General features: G+C 43.7%; 18 protein-coding genes and 2 pseudogenes. 5 read left to right on the forward strand and 15 right to left on the reverse strand.

The annotated features are described in order from the left end of the window. Nucleotides 1-97: 97 nt before the first annotated feature. Nucleotides 98-2764, forward strand: a complete 2667-nt coding sequence (locus V5G28_RS20130) for a phospholipid carrier-dependent glycosyltransferase (protein ID WP_332987947.1) — start codon at nt 98-100, stop codon at nt 2762-2764. Nucleotides 2765-3154: 390 nt separating this feature from the next. Here V5G28_RS20130 and V5G28_RS20135 read toward each other — a convergent pair whose 3' ends face one another. Then, nucleotides 3155-4225, reverse strand: a complete 1071-nt coding sequence (locus tag V5G28_RS20135) for an HlyD family secretion protein (RefSeq protein ID WP_332987948.1) — start codon at nt 4223-4225, stop codon at nt 3155-3157. Nucleotides 4226-4482: 257 nt separating this feature from the next. Here V5G28_RS20135 and V5G28_RS20140 point away from each other — a divergent pair, with 257 nt between their 5' ends. Both V5G28_RS20140 and V5G28_RS20145 read left to right on the forward strand, forming a co-directional pair. Further along, nucleotides 4483-5466, forward strand: a complete 984-nt coding sequence (locus V5G28_RS20140) for a CobW family GTP-binding protein (RefSeq protein ID WP_332987949.1) — start codon at nt 4483-4485, stop codon at nt 5464-5466. 235 nt (nt 5467-5701) lie between these two features. Then, nucleotides 5702-6757: a WD40 repeat domain-containing protein gene (locus V5G28_RS20145; protein ID WP_332987951.1), complete on the forward strand. Its 1056-nt coding sequence runs from the start codon at nt 5702-5704 to the stop codon at nt 6755-6757. A gap of 158 nt (nt 6758-6915) precedes the next feature. Here V5G28_RS20145 and V5G28_RS20150 read toward each other — a convergent pair whose 3' ends face one another. Both V5G28_RS20150 and V5G28_RS20155 read right to left on the reverse strand, forming a co-directional pair. Further along, nucleotides 6916-8598 (reverse strand): tetratricopeptide repeat protein, encoded by a 1683-nt coding sequence (locus V5G28_RS20150; RefSeq protein WP_332987952.1) that lies wholly within the window; start codon nt 8596-8598, stop codon nt 6916-6918. Between the two features lie 86 nt (nt 8599-8684). After that, complete coding sequence (locus V5G28_RS20155) at nt 8685-8918, reverse strand: hypothetical protein (protein WP_332987953.1); 234 nt, start codon at nt 8916-8918, stop codon at nt 8685-8687. Nucleotides 8919-9019: 101 nt separating this feature from the next. Here V5G28_RS20155 and V5G28_RS20160 point away from each other — a divergent pair, with 101 nt between their 5' ends. Continuing rightward, nucleotides 9020-9337, forward strand: a complete 318-nt coding sequence (locus tag V5G28_RS20160; RefSeq protein WP_332988140.1) for an endonuclease domain-containing protein — start codon at nt 9020-9022, stop codon at nt 9335-9337. Between the two features lie 336 nt (nt 9338-9673). Here V5G28_RS20160 and V5G28_RS20165 read toward each other — a convergent pair whose 3' ends face one another. Next, nucleotides 9674-11182: a UbiD family decarboxylase gene (locus tag V5G28_RS20165; protein WP_332987954.1), complete on the reverse strand. Its 1509-nt coding sequence runs from the start codon at nt 11180-11182 to the stop codon at nt 9674-9676. 223 nt (nt 11183-11405) lie between these two features. Here V5G28_RS20165 and V5G28_RS20170 point away from each other — a divergent pair, with 223 nt between their 5' ends. Next, nucleotides 11406-12080 (forward strand): MotA/TolQ/ExbB proton channel family protein, encoded by a 675-nt coding sequence (locus V5G28_RS20170; RefSeq protein WP_332987955.1) that lies wholly within the window; start codon nt 11406-11408, stop codon nt 12078-12080. Nucleotides 12081-12266: 186 nt separating this feature from the next. Here the strand turns inward: V5G28_RS20170 and V5G28_RS20175 are convergent. The 11 genes and pseudogenes from V5G28_RS20175 to V5G28_RS20225 all read right to left on the reverse strand — a co-directional run bounded on the left by V5G28_RS20175 (nt 12267) and on the right by V5G28_RS20225 (nt 22835). Next, nucleotides 12267-13362: pseudogene (locus V5G28_RS20175) on the reverse strand (ISKra4 family transposase). A 301-nt stretch (nt 13363-13663) separates the two neighbouring features. Beyond that, nucleotides 13664-14012: pseudogene (locus V5G28_RS20180) on the reverse strand (RNA-guided endonuclease TnpB family protein); the annotation flags it as partial. 45 nt (nt 14013-14057) lie between these two features. Then, nucleotides 14058-14507 (reverse strand): SRPBCC family protein, encoded by a 450-nt coding sequence (locus V5G28_RS20185; protein WP_096567317.1) that lies wholly within the window; start codon nt 14505-14507, stop codon nt 14058-14060. A 157-nt stretch (nt 14508-14664) separates the two neighbouring features. Continuing rightward, nucleotides 14665-14853, reverse strand: coding sequence for a CPXCG motif-containing cysteine-rich protein (locus tag V5G28_RS20190; protein ID WP_096567315.1), 189 nt, complete (start codon nt 14851-14853; stop codon nt 14665-14667). A gap of 239 nt (nt 14854-15092) precedes the next feature. Further along, nucleotides 15093-16739: a B12-binding domain-containing radical SAM protein gene (locus V5G28_RS20195; RefSeq protein ID WP_332987956.1), complete on the reverse strand. Its 1647-nt coding sequence runs from the start codon at nt 16737-16739 to the stop codon at nt 15093-15095. A 21-nt stretch (nt 16740-16760) separates the two neighbouring features. After that, the gene (locus tag V5G28_RS20200) at nt 16761-17015 is read right to left on the reverse strand and encodes a SemiSWEET transporter (RefSeq protein ID WP_332987957.1); all 255 of its coding nucleotides are present in this window, start codon (nt 17013-17015) and stop codon (nt 16761-16763) included. A 35-nt stretch (nt 17016-17050) separates the two neighbouring features. Next, nucleotides 17051-17875: a DUF4037 domain-containing protein gene (locus V5G28_RS20205; protein WP_332987958.1), complete on the reverse strand. Its 825-nt coding sequence runs from the start codon at nt 17873-17875 to the stop codon at nt 17051-17053. A 56-nt stretch (nt 17876-17931) separates the two neighbouring features. Next, nucleotides 17932-18351, reverse strand: coding sequence for a (2Fe-2S) ferredoxin domain-containing protein (locus V5G28_RS20210; RefSeq protein ID WP_332987959.1), 420 nt, complete (start codon nt 18349-18351; stop codon nt 17932-17934). A 510-nt stretch (nt 18352-18861) separates the two neighbouring features. After that, nucleotides 18862-19950, reverse strand: coding sequence for a chorismate synthase (gene aroC, locus V5G28_RS20215; protein WP_332987960.1), 1089 nt, complete (start codon nt 19948-19950; stop codon nt 18862-18864). 553 nt (nt 19951-20503) lie between these two features. Next, complete coding sequence (psbA, locus tag V5G28_RS20220) at nt 20504-21586, reverse strand: photosystem II q(b) protein (protein WP_336231269.1); 1083 nt, start codon at nt 21584-21586, stop codon at nt 20504-20506. Nucleotides 21587-21800: 214 nt separating this feature from the next. Continuing rightward, nucleotides 21801-22835 carry a hypothetical protein gene (locus V5G28_RS20225; RefSeq protein WP_332987962.1) on the reverse strand — a complete coding sequence of 345 codons (1035 nt, stop codon included), beginning with the start codon at nt 22833-22835 and terminating at the stop codon, nt 21801-21803. Nucleotides 22836-23183 lie beyond the last annotated feature (348 nt).

Genomic DNA, 23183 nt, shown 5'->3' on the forward strand with positions numbered 1-23183 from the left:
AGATGCAGAGCATCCCAGACACTAGTTCCCAGCCTCAGGCTGGGAACTAGTTTATCAGGCTCTGCCTCACTTTAGCTATTAGCACTCTTCCTGTATCATGAGCAATCACAAATATAAGCGAAAGAGATATAAAAATTTACTCATACTTGGCATCATTTGGTTGTTCGGGGCGGTGTGCGATCGCATTTGGTTTGCCTTAGATCACTCCATCCCCGCCTGGGATCAAGCAGATTATTTAACTGGTACTCTAAATTATTGGCGATCGCTACAGAATCCCCAGTGGTGGAATCAAGAGTGGTGGCAAGGCTTTTGGCTGCTTTCTTCCAAAATACCGCCTTTAACATACATAGTTACGGCAGTTGTTCAGAATATCTTTGGAATTGGACCAGATCAAGCCACTCTGGTGATGCTGTTGTTCAGTGCAATTTTACTGAGTTCAGTCTATGGCTTAGGGAGTGTACTGTTTAGCGAGTCTGTTGGTTTATGGGCTGCTGCACTCTGCCAAGTTTTGCCTGCTTTTTATCGGCTTCGTTTAGAATTTCTGCTGGATTATCCTCTGACAGCTGTTGTTACCTTGAGTTTCTTTTGCCTGAGTGTTTGGCGGAATCTTGGAACCGCAGAGGCGCAGAGGACGCCCAGGAAGAGAGGAGAAGTCTGCCTATCTCTTTTCTGGGCTGTAGCCTTCGGTCTAACCTTGGGGCTGGCGTTGCTGGTGAAGCAGACGGCGTTGTTTTTTCTGTTGACGCCGATACTCTGGGTTGGGATCAGGGCTGCACTTTATCGGCGTTGGGGACGGTTTGTGCAACTATTGGGCGGTTTGTGTTTATCAGTGTTGGTTTTTGGTTCTTGGTACCGCACGAATTGGTTGCTTATCCTAACTTCTGGTAAGCGGGCGACAATTGATTCTGCTATTGCTGAAGGTGAAGCACCACTCAACACTTTGCAAGCTTGGACTTATTATTGGAAGCAACTACCACATCAAGTCTCTGTTCTTTTGCTGCTGGTGCCTATATTTACGTTACTACTCTACTGGGGTCGCTTAGGACTGAAAAATGAGGACAAGGGGACCAGAGAAGTCAAAAGCCAAAAATTTCAATTCTCGATTGACTCACTCAAATGGTTAGCAGTCTTCTTTATAGGTGCTTATCTGCTGTCATCTTTGAACATGAACAAAGATGACCGCTATGTGTTGCCGTATTTACCTGTTGTAACAGTATTTTTGGCGTATGGCTTGACGCGTTTCTCTAGTCTTTTAGGACGGCGCGTCCGCTGGGGTACTATTAGTTTGGCAGCAATGCTGATGTTGCTTAACTTATTTCCAGTGGGAGGTGTTGTTGGTGGTTGGGTCACACAAGCTTTGAGTCCCAATGCCCAGTTTTATCCTTATATGAAAGCAGAGTTACCTCATCAGCAGGTCATTGCCCAAATTATCCAAACAGAACCGTATTTACGTTCAACTCTCGGAGTTTTGCCATCGACGGCAGAAATTAACCAACACAATTTGAATTACTACGGGGCGCTACAAAACTTTCAAGTTTATGGGCGTCAGGTGGGAATCAGGAAAAAGTATGTCGATCAGGATGGGCGATCGCTTGAGTGGTTCCTCACAAAAACAGGAGAACAAGGACCAGTCAAAGAATCTCAAGCTGTTATGGTAAAGACTGTTGAGCAAGCTGGTAATTTCCAACTCAGTAAGTCTTGGAATTTACCGGATGAAAGTGTTCTCAAACTTTATCATCAAAAAACACCAACAGTTGAGGTAAAACACACCTCTGAACAAAAACCACAAGCCACAATTGCCTTGTCGCAAGTTACAGTCCCAGAAAAAGCCCCGCCAGGATTACCATTACCTGTAACTTACCAATGGTCTGGTTCTTGGGATGAACTACAACAGGGGTTAGTGCTGCTGACTTGGCATAATTCTAGCCAACCACCACTGATGGAAAACCTAACCCCCCAACCCCCTTCCCTGCAAGGGAAGGGGGAGTCGGATTCCCCTTCGGTTATAGGAGAGGGGTTAGGGGAGAGGTCAAAATCCCTATGGATGCATGACCACGGTATTGCAATGGGGAATTTACATCCTGGTGCAAAAAAACCTGAAGGTACATTTCAGGTGATTGAAAAGATGGCGATGTTACCTCCTGCTGACATAGCACCAGGAACCTACACCCTAGAAGCAATCTATCTCAACAGAGTGTCAGGAAAAAGTTATTCTATTCAAGTGCCAAAAGTCACACTGCAAATCGAGCCTCAAGCATCTGCCACACAAGCACCAGAACTAGATTTAGTCACGCAGTTAGAGACTTTAGGCGCTCAATTAACTAAAGGAACTGAAGCAGTAAGTCAAGTCTTTGAAGAAGTAGGACGTATCAATCAATACGATCCAACTCAGGATTATTTAGTACAGGCACGGTTGACTTTGGAATATCGATTGCAGCATATGACTGCAAACCAGGATTGGGCTTATGCTTTAGCTTTAGCAAACGTGTTGCAGCGACGGGTAGATGGTGCGATCGCAGCTCTCAAACAAGTCATTCAGTTAGATCGGGAAAATCCCTACGCATATGCTTACCTGGCATTTGTCCAACTCTACAACTGGCAGCCAGCAGCAGCCCAAAAGTCTCTAGAACCGAGTTTAGCCAAAAATCCCAATTTACCTGAATTTAGAGGTCTTTCAGGAGTTGCTGCCCTGATGCAAGGCAATTTCGTTAAAGCATGGAAAGACTTGTCAGCCCTCCGGGGAATTCAAAATTCAAAATTATAGCGATTTGCAACCGGGAGTAAGGTACACCAAAGAAATAATGAACCACAGATGGACACAGATGGACACAGATAAATAATTAGTTCATTCAATGAAGTTGCGCTATAAAAACCCCATACCTCTATCGGAGAATAAGGGTATTGCGTAAAGCATGCCACCCATCTTATGGCGTTGCTGAATTGAGGTATTTAAGAAGAACGCAGAACTCAGTTGTCAGAACTCAGTTGAATATCCCCATAAATAAATGCGTGGGGAAATGATTGCGAACTTCTTGTTTCATCGCACTACATGCAAGGAAATAAATCTTTTTCTTCTTTCCATAACGGAGTTGGGAACTTGTACCCAATATTCAATTCTGAGTTCTGCGTTCTGCGTTCTGAGTACTTTCTTGTGTCAATTAGTTTCTACAACCGCGACTGCTGACATTCCAGGAGTAATTCGAGACTCATAACCTTGAATACTCTCAGGTTCAAACACAATTTTCACGGGAATTCGTTGCACGTCTTGAGTCAGCGTGGAATTAGCCGTGGGATTTTCTTCTGGGAGAACGGCAACTTTGCCAAAAGAAGCGGGGGACATACTATCCACTTTGCCGCGAAACTTCCGATTAGGGAAAGCAGCGATTTTAACCGTCACGTTTTGCCCAGGCTGGATTTTTTCTAATTGGGTTTCTTTAAAGTTGGCAATAATCCAAGGATTTGGCTGCACTACCGTAATCAGAGTTTGTCCTGGTTGTACCTGCTGCCCTACAGAAACGTTTTTGTTACCAACTTTTCCAGGGACTAGCGCCGTAACATTGGTGTAAGATAGCTGGAGTTCAGCTTTTTTGACCTCCGCCTGCTTTTGGGCGACTGTAGCCAACGCTGTTTTGTACTTTTGCTGATTTATCTCTCTTTGCTGATTAATGGTTCGTGCCTGTAGTATTTTATTTCTGTTAGCAGCCTGTGTTGCTTGGGTATTCTTGTTTACTGAAGTTGGCTTCGATTCAGGAACATTAATAGTGATGGCATCTTTGATATTTTCCGCTGCCAATGCGGCTTGCTGCTTGGCTAATTCTAGAGATGCTTTTGCCTGTGTCAGAGAGACTTGGTAGTCGTTCTTGTCAAGCTTCACCAAGACATCCTTGGGAGACACTACCTGGTTATCATTAACTGGTACTTCGGTGACTATTCCAGCTACACGCGAAGTGACTTTGTAAATATTTGCCGTGACATAAGCGTTATCCGTTTGCTGAAACTTCATAGCATACTGCTGATTATACTGCCATGACCGGTACGCGTACGTTCCGGAGGCGATCGCTCCTGCGCCTAGCAACACTCCTAATACCACTTTCGGTAGCACATGGCGCTTGGACGGGGCTACAGGTTTTTTGACATCACCGTCAGAACCTTGCTCTAAAACTGTTTTTCGTTCGTCTAATCCGGAAAAGTTCTGGCTTTGTTGTGAAGAATCTAGGTGTTCCATTAGTGACCTTGCTTATTACAAATTATAAATACTGGGACTTCACGCACCGTAGTGATACATCTATATTTTTGGTCTTTTTGATTGATGCTTTTAGTGTATAAACTGTTCCCCCCAGAGTCCATACAGTTCATATTCTCCCTGTTAACTTGAGTTATGTCATTTTTTGCCTAAAATCTCATAAACTAGAAATCATCATTAAAATATAAGAAGCTTTCAAAGCTAACTGATAATGATAATCATAAACAAGAGGCTAGGGCATGGTAGCTGACGTAATAGCTGACACAATAACAGATTCAGTTCCCGTTACTGTTTTAACAGGTTACTTGGGAGCAGGTAAAACGACACTTCTCAATCACATCCTGACTTATGAACATGGCAAGAAAGTCGCTGTGATTGTGAATGAGTTTGGAGAAGTGGGTATCGATAATCAATTAGTGATCGATACCGATGAAGAAATCTTCGAGATGAACAACGGCTGTATCTGTTGTACGGTGCGCGGCGACTTGATTCGCATCATCGGTAATTTGATGAAGCGACGTAATAAATTCGACCACTTGGTCATAGAAACCACTGGTCTAGCTGACCCCGCGCCAGTGATTCAGACATTCTTTGTTGATGAAGATATGCGGGAAAAGCTACAGTTAGATGCTGTAGTGACCGTGGTGGATGCTAAGCATATATGGCAGCACTGGGACGCAGATGAAGCGCAAGAACAGATTGCCTTTGCCGATGTGATTCTCCTGAATAAAACCGATTTAGTGCCAGCAGAACAGCTGGATGAGTTAGAAAAGCGGATTCGGGGGATGAATGCAATGGCTAAAATCTACCGCACCCGCAATGCTGAGGTATCAATGGATGCGCTGTTGGGTGTCAAAGCTTTTGACCTCAACCGCGCCTTGGAAATTGACCCAGAATTCTTGGGAGAGGATGCTCACCAACATGATGAAACGGTGTATTCTGTGGCTTTGGTAGCAGAAGGCGCACTCGATGGCGACAAGTTAAACGATTGGTTGGGACAGTTACTGCAAACCCAAGGACCAGATATCTTCCGCATGAAGGGTATTTTGAGTATTGCAGGGGAAGATAACCGCTTTGTGTTCCAAGGGGTACATATGTTGTTTGAAGGTAAACCAGAACGCCCGTGGAAAGATGGCGAAACCCGCAAAAACGAACTGGTTTTCATCGGTCGTAATTTGGATGAAGCCCAACTTAGACAAGATTTTCTCGCTTGCTTGTCATAAACAAATACATGGGTAAAGATGAGGGACTAAGTACAGGCATTGCATAAGTTTGTAACTTTTTTAAACGCAGAGGAACGCCAAGGTAGCGCAAAGGGACGCAGAGTCTCGCCAAATTTAATGGCCTACGAATTAATGAAATGCTGTACTAAGAAAACAATACATTCCCTTCCTCCTCATCCCCCTCATCTCCCTCATCCCCCTCACTCCCTCACTCCCTCATCTTCCCTACACAACCATGAACCCCTCAACCCTCAACTCTCAGGAATTTGAAGAGCAATATTCGGGGACACTTTCAGATTATGTCACTGCGATCGCCTGGTCCCCAAAAGGTACAACTTTAACAGCAACTTCTGCCGCTGGTGAAGTTGTCCTGTGGCGAGATGGTGAGTTAGCAAGTTTACAGACTCCAAAAGGTGAATCAGTAGACTGTGTTGCCTTTTCTCAAGATGGGCAATTTTTAGCCGTTGGGGGACAGGATGGAAAAGTGAAAATTTGGCGAGAAAGTGAATTAATCGCCACTTTGGAAAATGCCCCCGCTTGGGTTGATAAGCTGACGTGGAGTCCCACCAGTCATTTACTCGCTTTCAGTTTAGGGCGTTACGTGCAAGTGTGGGACGCCGATACTCGCGAGGTTGTCGTTACCCTGAATTTTGATAACTCTTCGGTATTAGGTATTGATTGGCGTTGTGATGGACAGTACCTTGCCATTGGTGGATATCAAGGAGTAAAGGTATGGAACTGCCAAAACTGGGATGATGATCCATACATTCTGGATATACCTTCTGTCAGTTTAGCTATAGGTTGGTCACGAGACGGGAAATATCTTGCCTCTGGTAATATGGATCGCACCATTACTGTTGTAGAATCAGATTTGCTATTCTCTGGTGGCGGAAGCGAATCTTGGGTGATGCGAGGTTTTCCTGGCAAAATTCGCGAGGTTGCATGGTCAGAACTCACGACTCAACAAGGCGCACCTCTGCTTGCTTGTTCCAGTGTGGACGGTATTGTGGTATGGGAGAAGCAGGCTGATGACTCGTTAGGTTGGGAAGCAACAGTATTAACGAATCATGTTGATGTGGTTGGGGCGATCGCCTTTGCCCCTAAAAGCTTGCTTCTTGCTTCCGCTGGCGCTGACGGCTGGATTTGCTTATGGGAAGAAGCAAAGCAAGTCTCCCAAATTCTCACAGGTGCTTCATCAGGGTTTTCAAGACTTGCTTGGCATCCCCAAGGTCAGCAGCTTGCTGCAGGTGGTGAAAATGGGGAATTGTTTGTTTGGTCAAAAACGACGTGAGGTTGCGGAAGTTCGTAGTGAGGACTTTAGTCCTGTGTCCCGACACAGCAAGGACTGAAGTCCTTACTACAAACAACTTTTTTATGGGTAATTAAGCGAACATCATCTCAATTTTCATGATAAGCAAAGACATTGTTACATCAACAAGATTTCTATTGTTAAAAGTTTAAAATATCTAATGATTCTTCTATTTCTAAATCTAAAATTTTTTCTCTGATATTTTTGTGTTTTTCTACCTTACCTTCTTTTCGATAAAACTCTGCTGCTTTTTGAAAATCATCAATAACTCCCTGCTTATCTCCTAAGTTATAACGAGCATAACCACGATTGTAATAAGCATCTGCATCATTGGGATTCATTTTAATAACCTGAGTATAATCCTCAATCGCGCCCTGATAATCTCCAAGATCATAACGAGCATGACCACGATTATAATAAGCATCGACATCATTAGGATTCATCTTAACAACCTGAGTATAATCCTCAATTGCTCCCTTGTGATCGCCTAAATCAAAACGAGAATTACCACGATTTTTATACCCAACAACATCATTAGGGCTCATTTCAATTGACTGACTAAAAAGCTCAATGGCTCTGTTTGAATCTCCAAAATTAGAACTATTTGGATTAATTTTGATAGCCTGATTATAATCCTCGATTGCTCCCTGATAATCGCCTATATGATAGCGAATATCAGCGCGGTTTCTATAAGCAACGGCATCATTGGAATTTATTCTGATTGCTTGAGTGTAATCTGCAATTGCTCCTTCGTAATCTCCTAGTTGATAACGAGCCAAACCAAGTTTGGTGTAAACTTTTCCGTAATAAGGATTAATTTGTATTACCTGAGTATAATCTGCAATTGCTTCGTCGTAATTTCCTAGGTGATAACGAGCTAAACCACGTTTGTAATAAGTATCCGCATCTTTAGAGTTAAGTTTTAAAGCTTGATTGTAGTGATTGATTGCAGCGTTGTACTGTTTTTTCTCGAAGCAATCATCACCCTGTTTGAGATAAAGCAGATTCATGTCTCCATTGTGGAAACGGAGATAGTCATTTTGCTGCTGAGAAAAGTTGGTCTTAGTAAACTGTTGCTTTGGTTGCTGATAGCTGATTTCCTGTTGCTGAGAAAAGTTGGTTTTGGGAAACTGTTGCTTTGGTTGCTGATAAATAGGTTCTTGTTTCGGGGGATATTTCTCTATAGAAGACTTTTGGTTATAAGAATTGAGATGCGTGAATGATTCTAACTGTTCTAGATAGCAGCGCAAGCCACCGCCATACAGTAATTGTTCTATCCCAAATGAAATTTTTCCAGTTTTCAGCTTAATCATTTGGGTAGGAAGAAAGCCAGCGAAGAAGAGGTGATATTCAGGTTGCGCTTCATTCACGTCCTCTTGAATAAAAATGCAAACTACAACTGCATTTTTTTGCACTTCTTCTGAATTAATTGACCATCTGACTTTATTGATACTGCCGTGACGAGATTTTACTGCAATACCAACAGATGGATCAAAAGTCAGCGTAAAATCAACTTTGCCATCGCCGACACCGAAGCGTTTTTCATAATCGACTTCAGTTACAAAAGCAGCTAAACGTTCTTTGACAACTTCTTCACCTAATTTTCCTTTCAAATTGCTGATAAAAACATCACGGACTGCTGAAGTGCGCTTATATTTCTCAGCCATCTGCCAGCAAAATTCTCGTAGTGCCTTTAACCTCTCTCCGGAGATCACCGTTAATTCGCTATATTGTCCTTCCGTTTCACAATGCAGCAAACAACCAGATGTTAACCTTTTAATGAAATCAGATTGTAGCGATCGCAGTAGGGTAATCCAGTCCATTTATAATTCTGCGAATCTTTTTGTTTATCTTATTAAAATAGCAAAGAGCGCGAGAACTTGTCTTTGTTGTACTAAATTTAACATCCTCACGCATAGAACCCCACCCCCAACCCCCTCCCCGCAAGCAGGGAGGGGGCTAATGATGATGTGGTGAGTGGGGGTGCAATGGTGTTTGGGAGGAAGTGCAAGCGTTCTTTGTTGAGGGTGATGGTGTTGTTTAGTGGTTGGAGTCCGGTAGTTGGGAACAATAAATCAACATCAATCAGATACCAATCCACCAAATGACTCAACAAGACAACCCACCCAATTTTGCATCTCACTCTAATCCCCCCTCCTCGCTTGCGGGCAGAGGGGGTTAGGGGGTGGGGTTCCGGGACACGCTTGGCAAACCTCGCCTGAACTCTGGGAAAAACTCAAGCCAATTGCGCGACAGATGCGGCGCGAACCCACCCCAGCAGAACAGAAACTTTGGCAGAAGTTGAGACACAAGCAGCTTTTAGGGTTTAAGTTTCGCCGTCAGCACGTAATTGACCGCTTTATTGTGGATTTTTACTGCGGGGAAGCGCGATTAGTTGTGGAAGTGGATGGCGGGGTTCACCAGTACACTCAGCAGGAAGATGCAATTCGTCAAGAATTTTTGGAGAGTCTGGGGTTGCGGGTGGTGCGGTTCAGGAATGAGGATGTTTTGAATTCAATTGATGCGGTGTTGGAGGAGATTGCCGGTTGGTTGCAGAGGTAGAACCCCACCCCCTACCCCCTCCCCGCAAGCGAGGAGGGGGCTAATGATGTAGTGAGTGGGGGTGCGATCACTTTTACGAGCCGTAAACACAAACGCAATCACTTGATTAGCATAGCTATGATGTATAAAATGTTCGTCATAATTTTTTGTTTTGTAAATATATGTCACAATATCCAGAAATTTCTTATAACCAAAACTGAAACGAAGAAAAGAAAACGGCGTTAAAAGACAAGTTTTTTAAACTTGCTCAAGCTAGCTGATTTCTCATAGCAATTGCTTGTAATAGCGTATCTGTTCCCCCTCCTCGCTTGCGGGGAGGGGGTAGGGGGTGGGGTTCTACCTCACATCGTAGCCAAACAAATTCACATCCACCTCTCCCAACTGCAAATCCCCCAAACCATACTCCGCCCAACGCCTTTCAACCATCGCCGCCACCTCTGGATCTGACTCCAAAGGCGCACCCCACTCATGTTCGGTTTCCGGCGGAATCTTTGTTGTTGCATCAATTCCCATTCTTCCACCCAAACCAATCTTCTCGCTGGCAAAATCCAAACTGTCAAATGGCGTATTTGGCAAAATAAACACATCTCGCGTCGGATCAACTTTAGAACTAATCGCCCACACCACTTGACGCGGATCTCTAATATTGATGTCTTTATCCACCACAATCACAAACTTGGTGTAAGTAAACTGTGGTAAAGCACTCCAGAACGCAAGAGCTGCCCGCCGCGCTTGCCCAGGATATGCTTTATCTATAGATATAATCGCCGCTTTGTACGATAGCGCTTCCATCGGCAAGAAAAAGTCTACAATTTCTGAAACTTGTTGCCGCAAAATTGGGGTGTAGATGCGATTGAGGGCGATCGCCATCATTGCTTCTTCTTTCGGTGGACGCCCGCTAAATGTGGTTAAATAAATCGGGTCTTTGCGATGCGTCATGCAATGAAAGCGAATCAGGGGCGAATCTTCCACGCCGCCGTAATAACCCATGTGATCACCAAACGGACCATCTGGCAATACTTCTCCTGGTGTAATTGTCCCTTCCAGGACAAATTCCGAATCTGCTGGAACTTGCAAATCTACCGTTTTACACTTTGCCAATTGCACGCCAGAACCGCCGTATAGCCCAGCGAACAGCCATTCTGACAAGTCTACAGGGATTGGCGTCGCAGCCGCCATGATAATCAGAGGATCTACACCGAGGGCGATCGCCACTTCTAATTTTTTCCCACGTTCTGCTGCCTTGCGTAAATGCCTTGCCCCACCTCGCACCGATAACCAGTGAACGGTCATCGTATTCTGAGATTGAAGTTGTAAGCGATACACACCCACATTTGGTGTCCCAGTTTCACAATCCTTAGTAATTACAAGTCCCAGCGTGATAATCTTGCCAGCATCACCCACATAAGGACGTATCAAAGGTAACTTATTCAAATCCAACTCATTACCTTGAAGAATCACCTGCTGACAAGCGGGGAAAAAGTCGCGTCCTGGTTTTGCCTTCAGGACATCAAACAGCACCTTACCAAACTCTACCGCCTGAGAAATCTTCTTAGGTGGTTTTGGTTGTTGCAGCATTGCCAACTTTTTGCCCAATTCCTCTAACTCCTGGGGATGCTGCATATTCATCGCCCAGCATATCCGTTCCACTGTTCCCAGCAAGTTTACCGCCACCGGGAAGGATGCACCTTTGACGTTTTCAAATAGGAGTCCTGGACCACCTTTTTGCAGCATCCGGTTGGCAATCTCAGCAATTTCTAAATCTGGGTCAACTGGCGCTGAAATCCGCCGTAATTGTCCCTTTTCTTCCAGAATTTTGATGAATCCCCGCAAATCTCTTGCCATTGTTCCAATACATTAATATTTAAGAACTGTGAAGCGCTTTCTTATATTATTAGTCATTAGTCATGAGTCACTCGTTATGATACGTTTTTCCTCTAGTCGCCTACTCACTTTAACTGCCACTTAATTAGGAAATTCATTTTCTTTAACTAATAATAAAAAGAATTCTGGTATTTTCACCAAAATATGCATTCATTTTTACCAGTAAGGGCTTACCTGATTGAATATGACTAGAATATATGATACTTTCCTAGCAGGCGGTCTTGTCATGTGGCCCCTGTTGGGTTTATCGGTATTAACTTTAGCATGCATCTTGGAACGCAGTTGGTTCTGGTTGAAGCTAGTGATTCAAGAGAAACGGGTAGTGCGTGAAATTTTTGCAGCGGCAAAGGTAGACTTAGAGAAAGCCGAAAAAATTGCAGAAAGTAGCCAAACTTTAGCCATTAGTCGCTTTTTAGTCGAACCTCTGAGGCTGAAAAATCCCACTCCCGAAACCTTTCATTTGGCAATCAAAGCCGCTTGTGATAAAGAATGCATGGCAATGCGTAAAGGCGATATGCTGCTGGAAAGTGTGGTGGCGATCGCCCCTTTGCTGGGTATCCTAGGTACGGCAAATGGTGTGTTCACTGTTTTCACTCATCTCAAAACTAACTCTGTGGGCATTACTGATTTCTCTACAGTAACCTCTGGTATCGTTGAGGCATTGATTAGTTCTATAACTGGAATAGCTGTAGCAATTTTTGCGTTTGTATTCTTCAGAATTTTTTTATGTTTGCAATCACAGCAAATGAACTTTTTTTCTCAAGTTGGCAACGAATTGGAACTCATTTACTTGCAATGTTGGCATCAACCTTCTACCCAACCAAGCACCCAGACTAATAATGATTCAGTGAACAGTTAACAGTTATTAGTCATGAGTGAACAAAAGATAACTACTCCCTTCCCGCCCATTCCCTGCTCTTGCGTTTCCACAGGGGAAAATACCTAATATCACTAGTTCTAAATATTCATTAATCATACTTTTTCAAAAAATCCAAGAGATAAGATTGCAGAATGTGAGTGGGAGCATCTCACTTTTGTAAATATATCAAGCAGTAAGCTGACCATTGAGGTAAGCACAACGAAGCTGTAACATGCGAAGCACGTTTTCCACTTTCCACTGTGCGCCGGAAACTTTTAAACGTTTGCCGATCTGTTTCACAGCAGATTCAACAGCGCTCTTATCCAATGGAACATAAGCCTTCAGTGGAAAAATACTCGTAGTTAACGATTCTTTGTGAATGCTTTTTGAGATAGTTGATGAAGTTTTGAGCAGGCTTTTTTGTCAAATCAACAAACAGAGCGATTGCCCAAGGGGCAGTGCCGGAGGCAATCGTTGACTGAACCTGACCGTGCCAAAGAAATGTCTCTGCTGCCTTGAGACGTTTGAGCGACCCACCGACCTTATAGAGATTTTCTTTGAGGTGATACCAGTCTAAAATTTCCTGACGGCCCGAAGTACTGCCAATCTCTTGGAACAGATTCCATACTCCATCATGACCGTCTCCTAAACAGATGAGAGGGTGAAGAAGGCGTTGACTATTGACCCAATCTGTCAACGCTCATGTTATCTTGGAAGAACGCACCGTAATAAATACCTTGTAAACGCACAGCTTTGTAGTCTCGCCAATAACTTTCTACTCCTTTGATTCCAGAACGCAAACGAACCTTACCTCCATCAATGCTAACTTCTGAGACTCCTTGAAGAGCTTGTGGTTCAGAATACTCCTGCCGTTGTACCAGTCGTTGCAGGGTACTGTGAGACACTTTTATCCCCGTCAATGCTTCGATGTCCTTTTCAGAATCTTGAAACGATTCATTTCCACTCAACAGTAAACAGTTTTTCTCCAAGAGTGGACTCAGTTGACTATAAGGCTTCAATCCCAATATATGTGCTTGTTTGTCTGTGAGTGTTAGCTTTCCCACAATGCTCTTTACTACCCTTTCTCTGCCTTTTTCCGTCCCTGTGACTTGTTTGATAAAAAAAAAGCGATTTTTGGACTTACTTGCTCTAAAACTTTTGTCCGTACTGCTTTTTCTAAGCTTTCAAAGGTTGTCAGTTCTTCAATCGCGGTATTGCGATAAAGAATCTCTGCTGCTTCCAACAAGCAGGCTTCTAGACGTTGGGAGTCTGAAGGGGTCATAGTAGTTGCACTTGCCTGAGTATTGTTAATGTGCCTATCTTCCCTCAATTACACCCCATATTCCCTAGCCAGTAGTGTCATAAGGGGGAAAATATGATTCGCGACTAAGTACGTGAAGGCGAGCGCCATTGGTGGAATGGACAAAGCTTGGTTCGCTTTGCGATCGCACCTCTTCATTCTTCTCTCTGCTTATGGTACAAACATACTTTTTTTTACTTCAGTTGTCTACTGCTTATACTATCTGACGCCAGTAGGTGCGGAATCTGGATTACACGTATATTTGCAAAAGTGAGATGCTCCCTCCTGAAGTCTTGTACTCAACCGAACGGTTATCTTTCTGAAAGCGAGGAAAGCCAATATTCCCAGGTTTCTTAGACTTGCAGTTAGCGTAAAATCTATCAATAGCTGACCATGCTCTCTCAGTCGCAGCCGTGCCTTGCCATTGAGTTTAGCTCTTCTACAAACTTAAACTCTTTTCGCAGTGCTGTTGAGTAGTTATTTAAGGCTATCGTGTTAATTTTTGCTTCTCGTGGTGTATCCATCCAATATCTAATCGCTTTGTTACGGATGAACTGAGTAGTCCTAATAGCCTCATCAATTGCTTGATATTGATATTGCTTACCCTTAACTTTGTACTCCAGTACCAGCACTGCGTTATCACCTCCTTATAAAAGCTGCGGATAGAAGCCATTAACCTAACTTGACTCGCACTCCCGTTTTGTTACATGGTGGCGGTAGCGAAACATAGCTTCTAGTTGAACTTGCACAAGCCAACCACTGACAAATTCCACAGGTTCTCCACCGGGTATAGAAAAGGAAATCTCATCAGTCAACCTGGTTTTGCCATTTTCTGGTTGAAATAGATGTCGATGTACCCAAGAATCAAAAGGTCCGGAAATTTGCTCGTCGGTAAATAGGCGATATTCTTCATATTCTGTGTGACGTGCCAACCAACGCAAGGGCAATGGTCCCAAGAAAAGGCGAAACTCAGTGATAGCACCCTTGCCGAGTCCCCCTTCGCGGCGGAGGACTTGAACTGGTTGCCAAGGTGGAGTCAGAAGTTGCAAAACATCTGGTCTTTCGTGGAATTTCCAAACGACTTCCACTGGTGCATTAATCACTGAGGAATATTTAAACAGCAGCATCTCAACGATTTTCGATTTTGCAAGTGGTAATTGGTAGTTAATGGTTGTTAGTTGTTAGTTGTTAGTTAAATTTTTTAATCACCACTAACTACTAACCACTAACTATTCTCTATGACCTATTACCAAAAAATCTTAAATTTAAAATCAGTAGAAAAGTTTATTCATCGTATTCAGTATCTATTTCTACATCAAGTGTATCTTCATCAACCCGCACGTAGAGAAGATTAGGGCGGCAGCAAACTTGACAATCTTCTACGTAAGATTGCTGTCCACCTGCACTTAAATCAACAAAGGTGGTATTTGGTTCGCCGCAATAGGCGCAGTAATATTCAGCGGTTGTTTGCATATACAGTCATGATCGTAATATTATCGAATTATAAAGACGCAGAGAACACAGAGGAAGAATCTAATTTTGCGTTCCTCTGCGTTTCAAAAATTAACTTTTCGGCTATGAGTTTAACAGTTACTAGTTATCGGTTTTATCGTTGGGGGAAACACCACACCAAGAGCGTGGAAAGCGTTGGTTGCGGGTTTAAATCCCCCAAAGCGCCCGCAGGCGTCACTGCGGCTGGTACTGTTCACTGTTCACTGATTTAATGGTTGTAACTCTTTTTGGGTCGAGTCAAAATGACTGGTGGCATCAGCCAAGTGCTTTAGTAGTGTAGACTGCGGTAAGGGTCCTTGCAAGTGATTCCAGGGTAAGACTTGTTCTGTTGACCAATTCGCGTGAACGTAGAAGTCTAAGTCAGGGATTTGTCCTTTGAGTTGTTTGAAAGCACGTTTGTAGCTACCTAACGAATCACCAAAGCCGCGGGTGAGTTCCAAAAGCTGGGAGAGTCGGCGATCGCCCCTCGACAACAAGGCTTGAATAATCGACCAATTGTAACTTTCTGGACGGAATTCTATTCCTTGCGGCTTGAGTTTTTTCTGTAAAAACTGCAACCTCTTTTCTGCTTGAGAATTCACCCCAAACCACTGAAACGGTGTATGTGCCTTGGGAACAAAGGTGCTGCATCCTAGTGTTAACCGCAGTCCAGAAGCAGCTTTTTTGACTTCGCGCATCATCGCTACGGTTGCATCCACATCCTCTGGTTCTTCACCAGGAATTCCTACCATTCCGTAGAGTTTCAAACTAGATAATCCGCCAGCCTTAGCATTTACTGCAGCTTGGATGATTTCGTCGTTGTGCAACTTTTTGTTAATGATTTGTCGTAATTTTTCCGAACCACTTTCTACAGCAATGGTAAGCGATTTCGTGTCTCGTTTTGCCAAAGTTTGCGCCAACTGCACCGTAACGGTGTTCGTTCGCACCGAGGCGATACTCAGACGTACATCATCGTACTTTGGCTGACTGATGTAATTCAGCAAAGCTTCAAACTCTGGATGCTGGGTCACTGAAGCCCCCAATAATCCTAAGCGATTTGTGACTGATAACCCTTTTTCAATCGCTGGAATCAGCGAATCTTCAAAACTAGCAGTTCTAAAAGGCAGTGTGAGATAACTTGCCAAACAGAAGCGGCACATTTCTGGGCAACTTCTCACCACTTCCACCATATAAATATTTTCCCAAGCCGCTTTTTCCGTCACCACTGTTGATGCGGAGAGGACATTTCCCCGGTAAGTTTGCTTTTGCACCACACCGGGAATGTCTGGTGAAATGGGTTGAATTGATTTTACCGCCCCATCTGATGCGAGATATTCCACCTCATACAAACTGGGGACATAAATACCAGGAACTTGTGCTAGTGCTTTGAGTTGGGTTTGTCTATCAGCGTTTCTAACTTCTTTGTAAGCTTCAATAAAATTCCCCAGTAAAATTTCCCCATCTCCCAGCAAAATCACATCAAAGAAATCTGCGAAAGGTTCGGGGTTGGCTGTGAGTACGGGACCGCCACCAAAAACTATGGGATGATTATCATCTCTGGCATTTGTTCTAATGGGAATTTCCAAAGATTCCAGCAGATTCAAAATATTGACATAATCCAATTCCCACGAAATGGAAAAGCCGAGTAATTCAGGCTTTCTTGGAAGTTGTTCGTGAGTGTCGGTAAACAGACGGCTTACCTGCACATCAGAACGCATTGCCAAAGTTGCCCACACCACCTGATAGCCAAGGCTAGTAATACCCACGGTGTACTCGTTAGGAAAGGCAAAGATGGTGGGGATAGCGTCGGTGTCAGGGATAGCAGGTGTAAATAAAAGGCGTTCAGCAGCAAATACAGAGGATGTCACAGGTGTTTGTTAATTGCAGGTTTATCTATATTTAATTTTAAGCCATAGAATTATGAGATTAAAAACCAAGGTGACGCCGTTAGCAAGAATAATCGGCAAAGCGTTGAGACTTATTCCATAAATTAACCATAATAATATACCTGTATTGAAGAAAATCAGCATAACAAAAGAAACATCTTTTGCTGATTTTGTTTGCCATGTTTTCAACATTTGTGGCAAGAATGAGAATGTGGTTAATGTAGCAGCGACTAATCCTAGAATTGTAATAGAATCCATTGGATGCAACCCTTTGAAGAACTTATTTGACTTATTTAATCGCTGATTAAATTTTCTGCACGCAACAATTCATCCAGACAATAAATCAAGTTATTAGCTTTGTCAAGAATGCCTTGGTCACTAAATGGATATGCAATACAGAAAATAAGACAGTTGATATTTTGCTCCATATGCATAGGTAACTTTTGACAGAGCTGCTTGGCAAATTGTATCAAGCGTTTCTCTCCAGGTGATGGTACATAGTTGATAGCAAAAATAATATCAAAGTAACTTGCTATGAATGCTGCTATCCGATGGTTGTTACTCACAAAATCATGACGAAGAATTGCCAATTCTATCTGATGCAAGTAGGAAGAAATATTATTTCTTAAAAGCGGATAATTTTTGGCAATGATAGCTTTTCTTAAAGCTTCGGGATAGGGTACATTAGCTTTCTCTTGCAACTGTTTAAACCAATCGTTTCGGTCATACAAGGGTGTTGAGTGCAAAACATTCCACCAAAAGCAAGTGGAATAGCCAACTGATGCTTGATGCTTCACAAGTACAGAATCTAACTGCGCCTCAATCCAATCAGGTGAACGGTACATGATATCAATACCACGTCCAGAATTGGTCTCTATCCATTCATCTCCTGGTTCCCAAAATTGATTATTTATTTCGCTACGAGTCGCGAATTTTCTGCTGATTTCAGAACGAATATCTAGGGGAATGTCTTCCTGTATGTAAATATAAAAATCCAAATCGGATAATTCATCGGAAACATTAGCTGTTTGAGAACCACCTAAAGCAACAGCTACAACTTGAGGTAGCTTACTAAATTCTGAGGCTATACTTTCAGCTAAAGAATTATCTACACACATATAATTTATACTTTCAAATGCGATGCATCCATTTGAATATGCTAGCAGTGAATTATTTATTCTCTCTCTTCCTCAATTTTTTTATGCACTCCAAGTTGAATAAGAGGATTCTTTGCAAACGCAAACTCTTCCACAGGCTGACCAGCTAGCAAGTGTTCCTGAATAATACGCTCACATACAAGAGGCGTGACGCTGTGATACCATATGCCTTCTGGGTAAACGATCGCAAGCGGTCCGCCTTTGCAAAACATCAAACATTCCGCTTGTGTACGGTAAAAGTACCGTCCGTTTTTTTCCAGTTCTTTGAGTCTCTTACCCAAATATTTCCAAGTTTTCTCGCCATCTGCACTTGCACAACAAGTGTCACCTGTCATTCTCATACCTGTACAAAGCAGAATATGACGTTCATATCCTCCTTGTCCATCGGTTGAAATCCGACGCGATTTTGCTTTGCGCTTCAGTTGTTTTGAGTCCATAATCGCGTTCTTATGGTATGGCTGGGTTTTGTTCCTCAACCAGCGCTTACGCAATTTTAGAATTACAGCCGTTTTGATTTAAATAGACCATATTGTAATGAAAGTTTATGCACTTTCATTACAGGGATTGAAATTTTAGATATGTAGTTCATTAGACTTCTTGCATTCATTCCAAAAAAAGAATAATGAACCACAGATGGACTCTTGCGTGCGTTGCGGTGAGACAGAGAAAGCAGGCGGGTTTCCCGCCGTAGGGGACTGCGAACCCGAAGGGGGGTTCCCCCCGTTGTTCGCGTTCGCGCAGCGTGTCGCTTTGCGACTCAGCGTCTCCGTTCGCGCAGCGTGCCCGAAGGGCTTAGGAGATAGCAACTGCCGTACAGATGGACACAGATGGAATCAAAGAGATGCAATCTTGTCTATTGACTTGAAAAGTGCTGTCATTCAGCACCATTCAAACATAGGGTGCGTTACCTTCCACTAAGGCTCCCTTATAGTTTTATGTAAAATATATCACAACAGTTTACATTGCCCGTGATGCCGCAACAGATGATCGCACAGTACCAGCGCCACCATCGCCTCAACCATCGGCACAGCACGCGGTAACACGCAAGGATCATGGCGTCCTTTGCCTGCTAATGTCGTCTCTTCACCCTCATTATTGACTGTTTTCTGCTCTTTTCTAATGGTTGCCGTTGGTTTAAATGCTACACGCAAGATGATATTTTCACCGTTGGAAATACCGCCTTGAATTCCACCAGAACGGTTGGTTACAGTGCGAATTTCACCATTGTCATCAATATAAAATTCGTCGTTATGCTCAAAACCAGTGAGTAACGTTCCTGCAAAACCAGAACCAATTTCAAAGCCTTTACTAGCTGGGAGGGACAGCACGCCTTTAGCAATATCTGCTTCCAACTTATCAAAAACTGGCTCACCCAACCCTTTCGGCACATTTCGCGCTACGCATTCCACCACGCCGCCAACGGAATTACCTTGTCTACCAGTTTGTTCAATTAATTCAATCATCCGTTCTGCACATTCAGCATCCGGACAACGGGCGATGTTGCTTTCAACTTGCTCTAAAGTAACAGTGTTGGAGTCAATATCGGCTTCTAAATCTTTGATGCGCTTAACGTAACCGATCACTTCGACATTGGCGACTTGACGGAGAATTTTTTTGGCGATCGCCCCCGCAGCAACTCGTCCAATTGTCTCCCGCGCCGACGATCTACCGCCACCTTGCCAATTACGAATACCATATTTAGCATCATAAGTCGCATCTGCATGGGAAGGGCGATACTTGACCGCCATTTCATCATAATCCTGGGAGCGCGTGTCTTTGTTCCGTACCAAGATTGATATTGGTGTCCCCAACGTTTTCCCCTCAAACACCCCAGACAGAATTTCGCAGGTGTCAGTTTCCTTTCGAGGCGTTGTAATCTTACTTTGTCCGGGACGCCTTCTGTCTAGTTCTACTTGAATTTCTTCTGCGGAGATTTCTAGTTGTGGAGGACAACCATCAATCACGACTCCCACACCGCCACCGTGGGACTCGCCGAAAGTTGTGATGCGAAACAGATGCCCAAAAGTATTGCCCATGATGTTGAGGAAGTATCGCCAAGCGCCTGTGGTTTACTTTAGTGTATTTTCTCACTACAAAGCAATAAACGCCATGATTGTCATTTAGTCATTTCTTTGACTTTTTTTGCTTATTACACATATCTTGTGAGACATATCTTGAAAATAGAGAAAAACATTTGTCTTAAATATTTACTTTCCAAACAGGTTGTCAACGCCACTTCATCGGCATCTCTTCCAAAAGTTAAACTTTTTAAATATCAAACCAAGGATGAACACATACGCAAGAACTCTCTGAAACTCTTATTTCTTTGTGTCCTAGCCTACGGCACGCCGCTTCGCGTCTAATGCGTCCTTGGCGGTAGCCTGCGGCACGCCCTTCGGGTTCGCAGTCGCCTACGGAGGGAAACCCTCCTGCAGCGCTGCCTCACCGCTACGCGTCTACGTTTTTCATACTGCGTCCATCTGCGGTTGCAAATAGTTCTAAATGGGATTTTTGTCAAAAATCTGTTATTCAAACCAAAAAGCGCCCCCCATCAGGGAGACGCTTTTTTTATTTAGCTAAACTTGCGAATTAGCCATTGATAGCAGGAGCAGCCACAGCCACAGGTGCTTCTTCGCCGCTAGCTAAGTCGAGGGGGAAGTTGTGAGCGTTACGCTCGTGCATCACTTCCATACCTAGGTTGGCGCGGTTCAGGATATCCGCCCATGTACTGATTACACGACCTTGAGAGTCAATTACCGAAGAGTTGAAGTTGAATCCGTTGAGGTTGAATGCCATTGTGCTGACGCCCAAGGCGGTGAACCAGATTCCAATCACAGGTAAAGCAGCCAAAACAAAGTGCAGCGAACGGGAGTTGCTGAAGGAAACGTATTGCCAAAACAGCCTTCCTAAGTAGCCATGAGCCGCAACAATACTGTAAGTTTCTTCCTCTTGACCGAATTTGTAACCGTAATTCGCGGACTCCTGCTCGGTGGTTTCACGTACCAAGGAAGAGGTCACAAGAGAACCGTGCATGGCAGAAATTAAAGCTCCACCAAACACACCCACAACCCCTAATTGATGGAAGGGGTGCATCAGGATGTTGTGCTCTGCTTGGAACACCAACATGAAGTTGAAGGTTCCAGAGATACCCAAAGGCATACCATCGCTGAAGGAACCTTGACCGATGGGGTAAATCAGGAATACGGCCGTAGCAGCAGCTACAGGAGCAGAGAATGCTACGCAGATCCAAGGACGCATACCCAAGCGGTAGGACAATTCCCACTCACGACCCAAGTAGCAGAATACGCCAATCAGGAAGTGGAATACTACCAACTGGTATGGACCACCGTTGTACAACCATTCATCTAAGGAAGCTGCTTCCCAGATGGGGTAGAAGTGCAAGCCGATCGCATTGGAGGAAGGAACAACAGCACCAGAGATGATGTTGTTGCCGTATACTAACGAACCTGCAACAGGCTCACGAATACCGTCAATGTCAACTGGAGGTGCTGCGATGAATGCAATGATAAAGCAGGTTGTAGCGGCTAGCAGTGTGGGAATCATCAACACACCAAACCAACCGATGTATAAACGGTTTTCGGTGCTGGTGATCCACTCGCAGAACCGACCCCATACGTTTGTGCTTTCGCGACGTTGTAAGGTTGTGGTCATGGTTTTATAAGTGCGTTACTTACGTAATGTGTATGTATTTGATAGCGAGGTAGGTTTCTTTACCTCTCTGTAAATATCTTAATATCTGTGTTTAATTTTGTAAAGCCTTTTCAGGAAAATTTATTTTTCTTAGTCGGTAGTAAGGCGTAAGGTGTAGGTGAAGATAGGCGCGGCTGCCTTATGCCGCAAGAGTTTGGGCTTGTTCGGGGCTTGGTTAATCTAATGGCAGGACTGACAGTGCTTGTTTAATATTAAGAGCCAGATACTTATCTATGGGTACATACATCCAAAACAGCGATCGCTGCGAATTGTAGCTGTTTTTCTGAAAACCCAAGGCTGATGCGAGTAGTTCATTAGCTGGATCTATGGCAATTGTATACATATCGCAAAGATTGGGAAAGTCAGCTTGCATCCGAATTAATGTCTTTTTTGAATCCTCTAAGAATTGACAAATGTTAACTCGCTGTTGATAGGGGATATCTATTTGCCAAACTCGATTATATATAGATGTACAATTTAGGTCGCCTGGGAGAGCGATTTTGAATGGGTCAGTTTCCTTCGTGGAGCTCAGAAGGTAAAGGCTTTTGTTTGGCGGAAGAAAGAAATTCTTTTCAGATTCGGTGGCTGTCGGATACAAGGCGTAAAAGCCAACGATATGTTCGTTATCACAGCGACGTAGCACTCGCATACCAGTAGGATATAGCTCAGCCCAGCGCCGCAGTATTCTAGCAATTCTATAAGGTGCAGCCGCCGTCCTTCTATTCAAAACAAAAGCACGAGCTAGAAAATTGGCAACGGGAATTGTGTCAATTCGGTGATCAAAGTCATCTGCTACAAGCTGTATAGCTTGTTTAGCATCAGCAGATTCGTCAGGATTTGGTAATGAAGAGCGAATGCGAATGCATGTCGTGCTACCATCAAAGTCTTTTTCAATCAATCCCAAAGCGACGAGCTGATCAATCATCAAACCCGCCGCGCGATCGCTTCCCCGCCCATTATTTCTCTGACCATAGAAAATTTCATAAGCTTCCCGATGCGAGCAAGGAACAAACCCTTCTGGTAACTGCAGTTGAGTTAAAGGCGCTACACGCTTGCCTAATTCTTGCTGCTGTTTGAGTAATAAGTAAGCCCACAATCTCACGAAATATTCTGCCCGACGGCGTGTGACACCAACCCGTCCTTTGAGCAAAGCGACGTACTTGAGTTGTTGCTCTATTGGAAACCATTCGTCAATGGTTACTGGATTCATCTGACGGGACTCCTGGCAAAATTTCCCAAGGTTGTACAGATCCCTTGCACTTGCGTTTACATCACGATAGCCATGAGCCAACAGCAAAAAAGCTATCGACTACAAACTACCAACTCTTGACGAGCCGGGACAATACCTTATTATTTCGCAATTGCGATCGCCCTCAGACTTATTTTAGAAAAACTTCACCCTGCTTCAGGTAACTTCCACAAACTTCAGCCAACAAAAATTTGCTTCAGTGCTTTTGGTGGGCATACGGCTTACGGCATAGACACTACAGAACCCGAAAAATGACAATTCGGACAAAGCACCAGATTCATTCTGACTGGTGCTCATTTTTGTCGTATG

The sequence above is a fragment of the Scytonema sp. PRP1 genome, from assembly GCF_036697665.2.
GTDB classification, from domain to species: Bacteria; Cyanobacteriota; Cyanobacteriia; order Cyanobacteriales; family Nostocaceae; genus Kalymmatonema; species Kalymmatonema gypsitolerans.

Bases quoted from the DNA above. Each gene is read 5' to 3' on its own strand.
- V5G28_RS20205 (WP_332987958.1), bottom strand. From the start codon at position 17,875: ATGTGTGTAGATAATTCTTTAGCTGAAAGTATAGCCTCAGAATTTAGT.
- V5G28_RS20130 (WP_332987947.1), top strand. From the start codon at position 98: ATGAGCAATCACAAATATAAGCGAAAGAGATATAAAAATTTACTCATA.
- V5G28_RS20190 (WP_096567315.1), bottom strand. From the start codon at position 14,853: ATGCAAACAACCGCTGAATATTACTGCGCCTATTGCGGCGAACCAAAT.
- V5G28_RS20200 (WP_332987957.1), bottom strand. From the start codon at position 17,015: ATGGATTCTATTACAATTCTAGGATTAGTCGCTGCTACATTAACCACA.
- V5G28_RS20225 (WP_332987962.1), bottom strand. From the start codon at position 22,835: ATGAATCCAGTAACCATTGACGAATGGTTTCCAATAGAGCAACAACTC.
- V5G28_RS20140 (WP_332987949.1), top strand. From the start codon at position 4,483: ATGGTAGCTGACGTAATAGCTGACACAATAACAGATTCAGTTCCCGTT.
- V5G28_RS20170 (WP_332987955.1), top strand. From the start codon at position 11,406: ATGACTAGAATATATGATACTTTCCTAGCAGGCGGTCTTGTCATGTGG.
- V5G28_RS20150 (WP_332987952.1), bottom strand. From the start codon at position 8,598: ATGGACTGGATTACCCTACTGCGATCGCTACAATCTGATTTCATTAAA.
- psbA (WP_336231269.1), bottom strand. From the start codon at position 21,586: ATGACCACAACCTTACAACGTCGCGAAAGCACAAACGTATGGGGTCGG.
- aroC (WP_332987960.1), bottom strand. From the start codon at position 19,950: ATGGGCAATACTTTTGGGCATCTGTTTCGCATCACAACTTTCGGCGAG.
- V5G28_RS20185 (WP_096567317.1), bottom strand. From the start codon at position 14,507: ATGCTGCTGTTTAAATATTCCTCAGTGATTAATGCACCAGTGGAAGTC.
- V5G28_RS20210 (WP_332987959.1), bottom strand. From the start codon at position 18,351: ATGGACTCAAAACAACTGAAGCGCAAAGCAAAATCGCGTCGGATTTCA.
- V5G28_RS20145 (WP_332987951.1), top strand. From the start codon at position 5,702: ATGAACCCCTCAACCCTCAACTCTCAGGAATTTGAAGAGCAATATTCG.
- V5G28_RS20165 (WP_332987954.1), bottom strand. From the start codon at position 11,182: ATGGCAAGAGATTTGCGGGGATTCATCAAAATTCTGGAAGAAAAGGGA.
- V5G28_RS20135 (WP_332987948.1), bottom strand. From the start codon at position 4,225: ATGGAACACCTAGATTCTTCACAACAAAGCCAGAACTTTTCCGGATTA.